The sequence below is a fragment of the Streptomyces sp. NPDC021080 genome (assembly GCF_044333225.1).
Classification (GTDB): domain Bacteria; phylum Actinomycetota; class Actinomycetes; order Streptomycetales; family Streptomycetaceae; genus Streptomyces.
Genome location: NZ_JBIRQM010000009.1, coordinates 313,634 through 325,832, shown reverse-complemented (window position 1 = coordinate 325,832; position 12,199 = coordinate 313,634). Strand labels below are relative to the sequence as shown.

Sequence of the window (12,199 nt, the reverse complement as noted above, 5' to 3'; positions counted from 1 at the left end):
TATGACCAGTGGGAGAGTCACGGTGTACTTCGCCGCACTGCTCGCGCGCACCGAAGACGGGTGGGAAGCGAGCGATACAGAGCTCGACGATGTGGAAACCCTGTCGGATCTGACCGATCTGGCCCGTGAAGTCTCGGACGAGGACACGGTGCTCGTGCTCATCGAGCAGGAGGACGCGTGGTTCGGCGTCGTCCGCGTGGACGGCGAGGAGGATCCCCGTATCTACGTCTCGGACGCCGCCGCGGCCGCCCGTAGTTCGTACGGCGAGATCCTGCTCACGGACGAGCTACTAGGACGGGAGCCGGACGACGACGCCGACCTGGACTCCCTCGATCTGGACGGCACGGAGGACGGTGAACCAGGGGACTCCGAGGACGACGAGGAGGACCGGGGGAGCACGTCCGGCGACGCCGTGTCGCACAGCCCCGTCGGGGACCGCTACATCCTCTCGGACCTCGGTGTGAGCGAGAAGGAACTGCTGGCCCTGGACGAAGGCGACGCGCTCGGCACGATCGCCGAGGCCCTGGGAGCGGCAGAGGTCCTGGAGACCGTCCGCTAGGGTCCCGGAAACCGCGGGGCCGGCGCCGTGGAAACGGTGGGGCCGGTCCCCGCGCCCGTGCGCCTGCCCCCGTACCGGCGAACCGGCCCGATCCGGCACGGGCCGGATCTTCGCCTGCCGTCCGCCACCCGCCCGCACCGGGGCGGTGGAACGGCGGGGGCCACCGCTCGCCGGTCCTCACCGTCGGCCCCGTCCCATCCGTCGGACCGGTGGCACACCCCGGCCCCGCCGGACCCGTCGCTTCTCGGCGGACCCGCCGGACCTGTCACACCCGGCGGACCCGCCGGACCCCTCGCACCCGGCGGGATTCCGCTAGGTTCCCCGGGTGAGCACCCCCCGTCAGACAACCCCGCCGCCCGATCCCGTACGCGACCGGTGGCGGGACCCGATGCGGCTCGCGCTGGACGAGGCACGGCTGGCCGCCCGGGGCGGGGACGTTCCCGTCGGTGCCGTCGTGCTGTCCCCGGACGGTGCGACCGTGCTGGCGGCCGGACACAACGAACGCGAGGCCACCGGCGACCCGACGGCGCACGCCGAGGTCCTCGCGCTGCGCCGGGCCGCCGCCCGGCTCGGTGAGTGGCGGCTGTCCGGATGCACGCTGGTCGTCACCCTGGAGCCCTGCACGATGTGCGCCGGCGCGCTCGTCCAGTCGCGGGTCGAGCGGGTGGTGTACGGCGCCCGCGACGAGAAGGCGGGCGCGACCGGCTCGGTCTGGGACGTCGTCCGCGACCGGCGGCTCAACCACCGCCCCGAGGTGATCGAGGGCGTCCTGGCCGACGAATGCGCGACCCTGCTCACCGACTTCTTCCGCGACCGCTGAGCCGACGCCGCCCCGGACACCGACACCGACACCGACGGGCGAACGCTCACGGGTGAACGCTTACGGGTGAACGCCTGTGGACCGGTACCGGCCGGACGGCGATCGGCCGGCGCCCCGGCGTGCCCGTCCCGCCCCACCGGACCGGGCCGCCCGAAGGGGCCGGCGAAACGGATTTCAGACCACGGCCCACCTTGGGGTAGGGTCTCCCTCGGTAGCGTGTCCGAGCGGCCGAAGGAGCTCGCCTCGAAAGCGAGTGTGGCGCAAGTCACCGAGGGTTCAAATCCCTCCGCTACCGCTTCCGAAGGGCCTCGTCGAAAGACGGGGTCCTTCTTGCGTTCCGGGTGTTCCGGGTACCCGGCGCTCCGGAGGCGCACCCGGTGGCGCCCGCGACACGAAGGAGCCCCGGCGCCGCTCCGCGCCGGGGCTCTCCGTACCCGAAAGGGTTCTCCGCTCCCACAGAGGAAGGGGGAAGGGGCGCATATCGGGGGCGCCCGCTTCCCCCACGCAAGGACCCGCAAGTCCACGCCGCCGTCTCGGGGGAAAGTCGGGCGGCGAGAACCCCGCAGTGGGGTCCCTCCGGGCCCCGTGGACTCCTTGCGGCATCCGCCGGGGCTCCCTTCCATCCTGGACCGCGAGAGCGCCGCTGAGGCCCGGCAAAGGACCTCTACCAGCGGGCCGTTGGTCCTTAAAGGGGGCGTGAAGGTTACACTCGCCGCCGTCAGCAGGGGGCCGACGGGCGCAGGAGTCACAGGGGAGGCCGCCATGGCGGTGAATTCGAAGAAGATCGCCATCTATGTGCTCGTGGTCTTCGCGCTCTACGTGATCATCACGGATCCGGCCAAGGCCGCCGACTACGTCCAGATAGCGTTCGAGGGCATATCGAACGCCGCCGGGGCGATAGGCGACTTCATGACCTGGATCGCCGACGGAGCGAAGAACTGACGTCGGGCTCCGCCGCCGGCACGACAGCGGTTCCGCGCGCCCGGCACCGGGCGGACCCGACAGGGCGCGGTGCGGCCGGGCACGGCCGCGGCCGTGCGAAGAACCACCTCATCTCCAGGGAGTACCCGTGATCCGCCATCTGGTCCTCTTCAAGCTCAACGACGGTGTTCAGCGCGAAGACCCCCGCGTCGTGGAGGGCGTCGCCGCCTTCCGCGCGCTCGACGGCCTTATCCCCGAGCTGCGGTTCTGGGAGTGCGCGTGGAACATCAGCGACCGGCCCATCGCGTACGACTTCGCGATCAACGCCGCCGTCGAGGACGCCGACGCCCTCAAGCGTTACCTGGAGCACCCGGCGCACGTGGCCGGTGTCGCACTCTGGCGGGAGTTCGCCACCTGGGTGATCGCCGACTACCCGTTCTGACCATTTTTGATCGCACACTCTTGCCGAGCCCCTGACCGCAACCGGTCAGGGGTTTCCGACGTCCTGGACCCCAAATCGCCGCCAACTCACCTGCAACTCAACCCCAACACGGCGTTATGCGGTGCTTGCACACAGTGCACATGTCTTGTGATGCTATGACCGCTTTTGACGGATGAGTTGACGGATCGTTGACGAACGAAGAGGTGGCGTTGACCGTGTCGGCCAGTACTGCGCCGCCCCAGGAGGAAGCCCCGGCCATGGCCCGGGCGACGGCCCTCACGCCCGCCCCACCGTCACCCCCGGCCCGACCCCTGACGCAGGCCGCGGCGCAGGGCGCGGCACAGAGCACGGCGCAGGCCTCGGCACAGACCGCGGCGCAGATCACGGCCCCGAGCGCCTCATCGGGCGCTCCTGGCACCGTCCTGGGCACTCCGGGCACCGCCCCGGGCGCCCAGGACCCCGCGTCCGGACCCGCGCCGGTCCAGGAGGTCCCGCAGGAGCGGCGTCGCGGCGCCGACACCCGGGCCCTCACCCAGGTGCTCTTCGGCGAGCTCAAGGTGCTGGAGCCGGGCACCCCCGAGCACAACCGGGTCCGCGGCGCCCTCATCGAGGCGAACCTCCCGCTCGTCCGGTACGCGGCGGCCCGCTTCCGCTCCCGCAACGAGCCGATGGAGGACGTGGTCCAGGTCGGCACCATCGGCCTGATCAACGCCATCGACCGCTTCGACCCGGACCGGGGCGTGCAGTTCCCGACCTTCGCGATGCCGACCGTCGTCGGCGAGATCAAGCGGTACTTCCGTGACAACGTTCGCACCGTCCACGTGCCGCGCCGGCTGCACGAGCTGTGGGTGCAGGTGAACAGCGCGACCGAGGACCTGACGACCGCCTTCGGGCGCTCGCCCACCACCGCGGAGATCGCCGAACGGCTGCGCATCACCGAGGAGGAGGTGCTCTCCTGCATCGAGGCCGGGCGGTCGTACCACGCGACCTCCCTCGAAGCGGCCCAGGAGGGCGACGGACTGCCGGGGCTGCTCGACCGGCTCGGTTACGAGGACCCCGCGCTCGACGGAGTCGAACACCGGGACCTCGTACGGCATTTGCTCGTACAACTGCCCGAACGCGAGCAGCGGATCCTGCTGCTCCGCTACTACAGCAACCTCACCCAGTCACAGATCAGCGCAGAACTGGGCGTTTCCCAGATGCACGTGTCAAGGCTCCTCGCCCGCAGCTTCGCACGTCTTCGATCCGCAAACAGGATCGAGGCGTAACCGAAAAGAGCGATTCGCTCAAGGTCGATTTTTACGTCGGTTCAGCGCTGAAAATCCGTCAGACCCCCTCTTTCCAGGGCTGATCCACCCTCTACATGTCGACAAGTCTCTACAGCGTGTTGCCGACATGTGACATTCTTCCGGCAGCGCGTTTGCCGCGGCCTCGCCTCCGGTATTCAGGTGGAGGCTGCGTTCCTCCGACGGGAGCGACTGCCGCGACCGTCCGCGACCCAAAGGGGGTGGCATGTCCGCAGATCAGGGCAGCTCGAAGGTGCTCACGCTCACGAAGAGCGACGCAGTGCCCGAGGCGCACGCCGCGCTTCACGATGTCCCTGCCGCCGAGGCCCCGGTAACCGCTCCGGTCCCCGAGTCCTCGGGCGCCATCGACACCCGGACCCTCTCCCGCTCCCTGTTCCTGCGGCTCGCCGCACTGGCCGAGAACAGCCCGGAGCGCGGTTACGTCCGGGACACCCTCATCGAACTCAACCTCCCGCTCGTCCGGTACGCCGCGGCCCGCTTCCGCTCCCGCAACGAACCGATGGAGGACATCGTCCAGGTCGGCACGATCGGCCTGATCAAGGCGATCGACCGCTTCGACTGCGAGCGCGGTGTCGAGTTCCCGACCTTCGCGATGCCGACGGTCGTCGGCGAGATCAAGCGGTTCTTCCGTGACACCTCCTGGTCGGTCCGCGTTCCGCGCCGCCTCCAGGAGCTGCGCCTGGCCCTCACCAAGGCCAGCGACGAGCTGTCGCAGAAGCTCGACCGCTCTCCGACGGTCGCCGAACTCGCCACGGCCCTCGGGGTGTCCGAGGAGGACGTGGTCGACGGTCTCGCCGTCGGCAACGCGTACACGGCGTCGTCGCTCGACTCGCCCGCCCCCGAGGACGACGGCGGCGAGGGCTCGCTCGCGGACCGTCTCGGCTACGAGGACACCGCGCTGGAGGGCGTGGAGTACCGCGAGTCGCTCAAGCCGCTGCTCGCCAAGCTGCCGCCCCGCGAGCGCCGCATCATCATGCTCCGCTTCTTCGCGAACATGACCCAGTCCCAGATCGGCGAGGAGGTCGGCATCTCGCAGATGCACGTCTCCCGGTTGCTCACCCGCACGCTGGCCCAGCTGCGCGAAGGCCTCATCTCCGACTGACCGGCCCGCGCAGGGTTCATAATTGACGGGTCGTCAGCCACACTGGCGCGATGCGTCACGAGCCGATGCGTCACGAGTCGACAAGCGGTCGCCGAGGTGCCCTGGTGCGTGCCTCGGCGGCCGTTCTGTGTCTGGGCGGAGTGCTGGCCGCGTGCGGGAGCGGCGGAAGCGGTGGCGGCTATGCCGCCGTCGGGGCCGCCGGCGGCTCTCCGGGAGCGTCCGGAGTGGCGGTGGCGCCTTCGGGCGAGGTGTCCCTGGTGCCGCTGGACGGCAGGGCCGCGGACGGCTCCGGCACGGCCGACGGCAAGGGGGGTTCCGGCCCGGGAGAGACGACCCCGGCCACCGGACCGGGCGGATCCCCGGCCGACGGCGCGGGTGGCCCGCCGGGCTCGGACAGTTCGGCCGACTCGACCGCCGGTTCGGGAGGTACGGGAGCCGGCACCGGTGACGGGTCCTCTTCGTCCTCCGGATCGTCGTCCGGATCATCATCCGGTTCGTCGTCCGGTTCGTCGTCCGGTTCGGCCTCCGGCGGCGACTCCGGCAGTACGGGCGGGAGTTCGGGAAGCTCCCCCGCTCCGTCCGCGCCCGGTCCGACCGCGAGCGCCGGGCCCGCCGTGCTCGCCGTGAGCGGCACCTCGCGCGCGGCCACCGATCGGCGGTGGTGCGAGAAGGTGACCGTCTCCTTCGGCAACACCGGTGGTACGGCGGTGCGTTCGGGCACGGTGACGTTCGGGACCCACATCATCGGGGCGCTCGGGATCGACTGGGCGACGATCCGGTCGGCCGAGGCCCTCCCGGCGCCGATCGCGGCCGGCGCGAGGAAGAACGTCACCTGGACGGTGTGCGTCGACGCCTGGCGGGTGCCGCTGGGCATGCACATCGAGACGCGGGACGTGTCGGTCCGGTGGAAGTAGGGGCGTGGCCCCGCCGGGTCACGCCGCCCCGCTGCTCAGCGGGCCCGCCCGGCCGTGGATCCGGCCGTGCGGTCCTGCGGAATCACATGAAGGCGAGATAGGCCACCGCGGCGACGACCGCGACGGCGAGGACGACGCCGACGATCAGGCCCACGCGGGGACCCGCGGGAGCGGCCGCCTGCTGCTGCCGGCCCTGGGGGGCCTCGTCGACGAACGCACGGAACATCTGAGTGCTGCCCGCGGGGTCGTAGTTGCCCTCGGGGCCCTGGGTGTTTGCCATAGGCCGGACCCTAGCGAATGCGCGGGGGCTGCCCAAGTGCCGGGTTGCCCTTCCCGTCGATCGTGACGTGTCCGTACACCGCACACGACCACGACGCACACCGCCCTCGCACCACCTCCTCATCTCGTCCGCCGCCTCCTTCCCCGCCCCCTCCCGCACCTCCACCCCCTTCCGCCACTCCCACCTGCACGTTTCCGTTCGCCAACACTTGCCTTTGCCTACTTTTTAGCCTTGAACCCTCAAATTCGTTTGCCTGCGGCAACCAACTTCTTTATGGTTGCCCCAAGCAACGAATAAGGAGGTGCGATGGCCGAGCAGACGCAGTACGAGGAACTGGCCCGTCAGCTCAGCGCCATCGGTGCCGTGAAGCGGGGCCTGGGCCGGATCCTGCCGCCCGACTGCCCCGCGGGATCCGCCGCCGTGCTCACGCTGCTCGGCCGGTACGGCGAGATGCGGATGAGTCGGCTCGCGGAGCTGCTCTCCGTGGACATGTCGGTGACCAGCCGCCATGTCGCGCACGTCGCCGACCGGGGCTGGATCGAACGGTCCCCCGACCCGGCCGACAAGCGCTCACGCATCCTGCGCCTCACCGGGGCCGGACACGAGCAGCTCGACGAACTGTCCCTGCGGACGTCGCGGCTGCTCTCCGACCGGCTGGGCCACTGGTCCGACGACGAGGTCGGGCTGCTCATCGAGCTGATGGGCCGGCTGCGCGAGAGCTTCGGCGACTGCCGCTCACCGCAGCGGACACCCGCGCACCCTCCCCCGTACGCGACAGACGTATCAGAACCGACCACCCGTACACCTGCGTAGACACAAGAAAAGGAAGCCCATGGCAACGACCACACCAGCCGGTGTGCGGGGCTCTCACGCCAAGCACGGAAGCGCCGACGGCGCTCCGATGACGCACCGGCAGATCATGGAAGCCCTCTCCGGGCTGCTGCTCGGCATGTTCGTCGCGATCCTGTCGTCGACGATCGTCACCAACGCGCTCCCCGAGATCATCGGCGACCTGGGCGGCGGCCAGTCCGCCTACACCTGGGTCGTCACGGCCTCGCTGCTGGCCATGACCGCGACCACGCCCCTGTGGGGCAAGCTGTCCGACCTGTACAGCAAGAAGGCGCTCGTCCAGATCGCGCTCGTCGTCTACGTGCTGGGATCGGCCGCCGCCGGTCTGTCCCAGAACCCCGGCATGCTCATCGCGTGCCGTGTGGTCCAGGGCATCGGCGTCGGCGGTCTGTCCGCCCTCGCGCAGATCGTGATGGCCGCGATGATCTCCCCGCGCGAGCGCGGACGCTACTCCGGCTACCTGGGCGCGACGTTCGCCGTCGCAACCGTCGGCGGCCCGCTGCTCGGCGGTGTCATCACCGACACCAGCTGGCTCGGCTGGCGCTGGTGCTTCTACGTCGGTGTGCCGTTCGCGGTCATCGCGCTGATCGTGCTGCAGAAGACCCTGCACCTGCCCGTCGTGAAGCGGGACGTGAAGGTCGACTGGGGCGGCGCGTTCTTCATCTCCGCCGCGGTCTCGCTGCTGCTGGTCTGGGTCACCTTCGCCGGTGACAAGTACGACTGGGTCTCGTGGCAGACGTACACGATGGTCGGCGGCGCGATCGTGCTCGGCCTGCTGTTCGTGCTGGTCGAGTCCAGGGCGAGCGAGCCGATCATCCCGCTGCGGCTGTTCCGCAACCGGACCATCACCCTCTCCTCCCTCGCGTCGCTGTTCGTCGGTGTCGCGATGTTCACCGGCACCGTGTTCTTCAGCCAGTACTTCCAGCTTGCGCGGGACAAGTCCCCGACGATGTCGGGCGTCATGACGATCCCGATGATCGGCGGCCTGTTCGTCTCCTCCACGGTCTCCGGCCAGATCATCACCAGGACCGGACGGTGGAAGTACTGGCTCGTCTCCGGCGGCTTCCTGGTCACCGCGGGCCTCGGCCTGCTCGGCACGATCCGCTACGACACGGCGTACTGGCACATCGCGATCTTCATGGCGCTGCTGGGCCTCGGCGTCGGCATGATGATGCAGAACCTGGTGCTCTCCACGCAGAACCAGGTGGCGCCGGCCGACCTGGGCTCGGCCAGCTCCACGGTGACGTTCTTCCGCTCCCTCGGCGGTGCGATCGGTGTCTCCGCGCTCGGCGCGGTCATGGCCACCCGGATCACCGACTACGCCAAGGACGGACTGACCCACCTCGGCCCCAAGTACGCGGCCCTCGCCGCCGGTTCGGACTCCAGCTCCAGCATCCCGGACATGGACAAGCTGCCCGCGCCGCTGCGCACCGTGATGGAGAGCGCGTACGGCCACGGCATCGCGGACGTCTTCCTGATCGCCTCCGGCCTGGCGCTGGTCGCCTTCCTGATCGTGCTGTTCATCAAGGAGGTCCCGCTGCGGACGTCCGGCGCGATGGCCCAGGCCGCCGCGGAGAAGTCCGGCGAGCCGGTCGCCGAGGCCGTCGAGGCCGCGGCCACCGCCGCTCTCGCTCCCGCCGTCCCCACCGAGGCCGCCTCCGAGACCTTCCCCGAGGGCACCCGGCAGCTCGCCGCTGTCGCCACGGCGACACGGGAGGACCAACCCCGGCCCGCGTCCGGCGGCATCACGGTGCACGGCCGGGTCCGCGGCGCCGAGAGCGCGCCCGTGCCGCAGGCCGCGGTCACGCTGATCTCACCGGAGGGACGGCAGCTCGGCCGCTCGGTCGCGCAGACCGACGGCTCGTACACCCTCGACGCGCCCGGTGTGGGCTCCTACGTCCTGATCGCCTCCGCCGACGGCTTCCAGCCGCAGGCCTCGACGATCGTCGTGAACGGGGAGCCGCTCACGTACGACATCCTGCTGAGCGGCACCAGCGGGCTGAGCGGTGTCGTCCGGGCCGCCGAGGGCGCGTCCCCGGTCAAGGACGCGATGGTCGTCGTGACCGACGTCCGCGGCGATGTGCTGGCCACCGGAACCACCGGTGAGCAGGGCGAGTTCGCCTTCGCCGAGCTGGTGCCCGGCGTCGTGACGGTCGCGGTGAACGCCGCGGGCCACCGGCCGCGGGCGCTGCCCGTCGAGGTCGGCGGCACCGGGATCACCCGGATCGAGGTCGACCTCGACCTGGGCGCCCGGCTCCAGGGTGTCGTCCGGGCACCGCACGGCCCCCTGCCGGACGCCCGCGTGACGCTGGTGGACGCGGCCGGGAACGTGGTCGCCACCGCCAGGACCGGCGGCGACGGGGCGTACGCCTTCACCGATCTGGACGGCGGCGAGTACACCGTCATCGCGGCGGGCTACCCGCCGGTGGCGACCGCGCTGACCGTCGGCGGCCGCGGAGCGGACGACCACGACATCGAACTCGCCCACCCCGGCGAGTAGTACGAGCCCCGGCCCGTGGGAACGCGCGCACTCTGAGCGGAGGTGCGCCCCCACGGGCCGGCCTTTTCCATCGATCCATCACAAGGAGTTACCGCCATGGCACTGACCGCGAAGATCCGGACCCGGGGCGGATGGGCCGTGTCGCACGCGGTCGTCACGGTGACCGACGCGACCGGCGCGCAGGTGCTGCGGGCCGGGGCGGACACCGACGGCGCCGTGCACGACACCACGAACCTCGCGCCCGGCGCCTACACGGTGATCGTGACCGCGCTCGGGTACGCGCCCGCCGCCTCCGGAGCCATCGTCACGGCGGCCGGCCGGGCCGACGTCGGCGAGGTGACGCTGGCCCGCCGGGGCGGCACCGAACTGCCGCCGCCGGGACCGTGGACCATCGACCCGGCGCACTCCTCGGTCGGCGCCGTCGCCCGGCACCTGGGCATCTCCAGCGTGCACGGCCGCTTCACGGACTTCACGGGCCGCATAGAGATCGCCGCCGACGACGTGACCGCCTCCCGCGTCGAGGCGACGATCACGGCGGCCTCCATCGACACCGGCAACGGCATGCGCGACGGACACCTGAGGTCGCCGGACTTCCTGGACGCCGAGAAGCACCCGCTGATCACCTACCGCTCGACGGACCTGACACCGGCCGGCTCCGACCGCTGGACCGTGCACGGCGAGCTCACCCTGCACGGTGTCGTCCGTCCCGTCGACCTCGACCTCGCCTACCTCGGCACCGGCGCCGACCCCTGGGGCGGCACCCGCGCCGCGTTCCGCGCGCGCGGCGAACTCCACCGTGAGGACTTCGCCCTGCACTACAACCAGATCGTCCAGGCAGGCATCTCGGCCATCGGCACCACGCTGAAGGTGGAACTCGAGATCCAGGCGGTGCAGGGGGAGTCGCTGCCGGCCGCCTGAGCCCGGCTCACTCGCCCTCGCTCGCGTCCACGATCCGTCGGGCCAGGTCACGGAGCTTGACGTTCTCCCGCTGGGAGGTGCGCACGAGGCTGGCGAACGCCTCGGACGCGTCGATGTCGAGCCGCTCCATGAGGATGCCCGTGGCCTGCCCGATCAGATCCCGGGTGCGCATCGCCTCGGTGAGCTGTTCGCGCAGGGTCGCCGAGTCCAGCGCGATGCCGACGTGCGCGGTGAACAGCCGCCCTATCCGGGTGGCCGACTCGTCGAAGGCGCGCGGCGCCCGTGCGTACGCGGTCAGGACGGTCAGCCGGCGCCGGTCGGCCCGCAGCCGCAGCGACAGCACCGACCTCAGCCCGAGGCCCGACAGGGCGAGATCCCCGTCGCCGTCCTTCGCGGCGCTGTCCTCGATCCGGGCCACCGGCGCCGTCCACAGCCGGTTCCAGTACGGGTGATGCTCACGGCCCGCGTTCAGCGCGTCGGCGGAGCGGACGACCTCGTCCGTCCAGGCCAGTGTCTGCCGGCGGGCCTCCGGCTCCATGACGGAGATCCCGGCGTACTCGACACCCGGCAGGATGCGCACGGCCAGTCGGACGGCGGTGTGCAGGGTGGCGTGAGGACTCGATGTCTCGTGCAACTGCCGAGCCGCGGCCGTGAGGCCTTCGGCCAGCTCGAAACCCGTATCAGGGCGGGACAATTCGGAAAACTCGGACGCAGCCACCACGAACCTCTTCGGCATGCACGGCCAAACGGCCATGCGCAGGAGAGCTCCGCAGCACATTCCCGACTGCGAGCACAGGACGAAGAGCACTTTAGCCGCTTCGCCGAGGTCGGGTGCCGCCCGCCGGCCCAGCCCGCGGGCGATCGCGGGGCACGCGCCCTACGCTGATCGCATGGCACCCCACACCGCGACGAACACCTCCGTCTCCCTGGACGAGTTGCTGGACTTCGTACGCCCCCGCCACCGGGCGATCCTGCTCACCCGCCGCGCCGACGGCGGCCCGCAGGGCTCTCCGCTGACCTGTGGCGTCGACGACTCGGGACGCATCGTCGTCTCGACGTACCCCGAGCGCGCCAAGACCCGCAACGCCAAGCGGGACGAGCGGGTGAGCCTGATCGTCCTCAGCGACGAGTGGAACGGGCCCTGGGTCCAGGTCGACGGCACCGCCGAGGTGATCGACTCGCCCGACTCCGTCGAGCCGCTCGTCGAGTACTACCGGAACATCGCCGGGGAGCATCCGGACTGGGACGAGTACCGCGCGGCGATGCGCAAGCAGGCCAAGTCGATCATCCGTGTCACCCCCACCCGCTGGGGCCCGGTGGCCACCGGCGGCTTCCCGGCCCACCTGGCCCCGCAAGACTGACCCGCCCGCGGGTGACCCCACCCCCTTTTTTCGCCCCTTCCGCCCCTACCCTTCCCGTACCCGGGGCTCCGCCCCAGACCCCGCTCCTCAAACGCCGGAGGGGCTGAATCCTCCCGGGGCTGGATCCTCCCGAGGTTGAAATTTCACGCAGGTGAGGGGATGCGCCCAAGCCACCGCACTCCCGCAGCCGGGTACGCGCGGGAGGGGCCGTGCCGGTACATCGATG

The 12,199-nt window shown here is 71.0% G+C and carries 13 protein-coding genes and 1 tRNA gene; 11 read left to right on the top strand and 3 right to left on the bottom strand.

Annotation, left to right across the window (positions count from 1 at the left end):
* Nucleotides 1-22: 22 nt before the first annotated feature.
* The 7 genes from ACH4S8_RS24020 (at nt 23) to ACH4S8_RS23990 (ending at nt 5,151) form a co-directional block, all read left to right on the top strand.
* Nucleotides 23-559, top strand: coding sequence for a hypothetical protein (locus ACH4S8_RS24020; RefSeq protein WP_398397374.1), 537 nt, complete (start codon nt 23-25; stop codon nt 557-559).
* A 388-nt stretch (nt 560-947) separates the two neighbouring features.
* On the top strand, nt 948-1,379 hold the full coding sequence (gene tadA, locus ACH4S8_RS24015) for a tRNA adenosine(34) deaminase TadA (protein WP_398397372.1): 432 nt from the start codon (nt 948-950) through the stop codon (nt 1,377-1,379).
* 210 nt (nt 1,380-1,589) lie between these two features.
* Nucleotides 1,590-1,674 (top strand) — tRNA-Ser (locus ACH4S8_RS24010).
* Nucleotides 1,675-2,141: 467 nt separating this feature from the next.
* A complete protein-coding gene (locus tag ACH4S8_RS24005) occupies nt 2,142-2,321 on the top strand; it encodes a hypothetical protein (RefSeq protein WP_037615173.1) in 180 nt (59 codons plus the stop codon).
* A 127-nt stretch (nt 2,322-2,448) separates the two neighbouring features.
* Nucleotides 2,449-2,742, top strand: coding sequence for a Dabb family protein (locus ACH4S8_RS24000; RefSeq protein WP_398397238.1), 294 nt, complete (start codon nt 2,449-2,451; stop codon nt 2,740-2,742).
* 215 nt (nt 2,743-2,957) lie between these two features.
* On the top strand, nt 2,958-4,010 hold the full coding sequence (locus tag ACH4S8_RS23995; protein WP_398397236.1) for an RNA polymerase sigma factor SigF: 1,053 nt from the start codon (nt 2,958-2,960) through the stop codon (nt 4,008-4,010).
* A gap of 244 nt (nt 4,011-4,254) precedes the next feature.
* On the top strand, nt 4,255-5,151 hold the full coding sequence (locus ACH4S8_RS23990; protein ID WP_398397234.1) for an RNA polymerase sigma factor SigF: 897 nt from the start codon (nt 4,255-4,257) through the stop codon (nt 5,149-5,151).
* 178 nt (nt 5,152-5,329) lie between these two features.
* Here the strand turns inward: ACH4S8_RS23990 and ACH4S8_RS23985 are convergent, their stop codons facing one another.
* Both ACH4S8_RS23985 and ACH4S8_RS23980 read right to left on the bottom strand, forming a co-directional pair.
* Entirely contained in the window at nt 5,330-6,025 is a 696-nt protein-coding gene (locus ACH4S8_RS23985) for a hypothetical protein (RefSeq protein ID WP_398397231.1), read from the bottom strand.
* A 122-nt stretch (nt 6,026-6,147) separates the two neighbouring features.
* Nucleotides 6,148-6,345: a hypothetical protein gene (locus tag ACH4S8_RS23980; RefSeq protein ID WP_339130334.1), complete on the bottom strand. Its 198-nt coding sequence runs from the start codon at nt 6,343-6,345 to the stop codon at nt 6,148-6,150.
* A 306-nt stretch (nt 6,346-6,651) separates the two neighbouring features.
* On the opposite strand from ACH4S8_RS23980, the gene ACH4S8_RS23975 reads away from it, so the two are divergent.
* From ACH4S8_RS23975 to ACH4S8_RS23965, 3 genes are all read left to right on the top strand, one after another.
* Complete coding sequence (locus ACH4S8_RS23975; protein ID WP_398397228.1) at nt 6,652-7,158, top strand: MarR family winged helix-turn-helix transcriptional regulator; 507 nt, start codon at nt 6,652-6,654, stop codon at nt 7,156-7,158.
* A 19-nt stretch (nt 7,159-7,177) separates the two neighbouring features.
* Nucleotides 7,178-9,694 carry an MFS transporter gene (locus ACH4S8_RS23970; RefSeq protein WP_398397226.1) on the top strand — a complete coding sequence of 839 codons (2,517 nt, stop codon included), beginning with the start codon at nt 7,178-7,180 and terminating at the stop codon, nt 9,692-9,694.
* Nucleotides 9,695-9,790: 96 nt separating this feature from the next.
* On the top strand, nt 9,791-10,612 hold the full coding sequence (locus tag ACH4S8_RS23965) for a YceI family protein (RefSeq protein WP_398397224.1): 822 nt from the start codon (nt 9,791-9,793) through the stop codon (nt 10,610-10,612).
* Between the two features lie 7 nt (nt 10,613-10,619).
* Here ACH4S8_RS23965 and ACH4S8_RS23960 read toward each other — a convergent pair whose 3' ends face one another.
* The gene (locus tag ACH4S8_RS23960; protein ID WP_398397370.1) at nt 10,620-11,348 is read right to left on the bottom strand and encodes an ANTAR domain-containing protein; all 729 of its coding nucleotides are present in this window, start codon (nt 11,346-11,348) and stop codon (nt 10,620-10,622) included.
* A gap of 154 nt (nt 11,349-11,502) precedes the next feature.
* On the opposite strand from ACH4S8_RS23960, the gene ACH4S8_RS23955 reads away from it, so the two are divergent.
* Nucleotides 11,503-11,973, top strand: coding sequence for a PPOX class F420-dependent oxidoreductase (locus tag ACH4S8_RS23955; RefSeq protein WP_398397222.1), 471 nt, complete (start codon nt 11,503-11,505; stop codon nt 11,971-11,973).
* Nucleotides 11,974-12,199 lie beyond the last annotated feature (226 nt).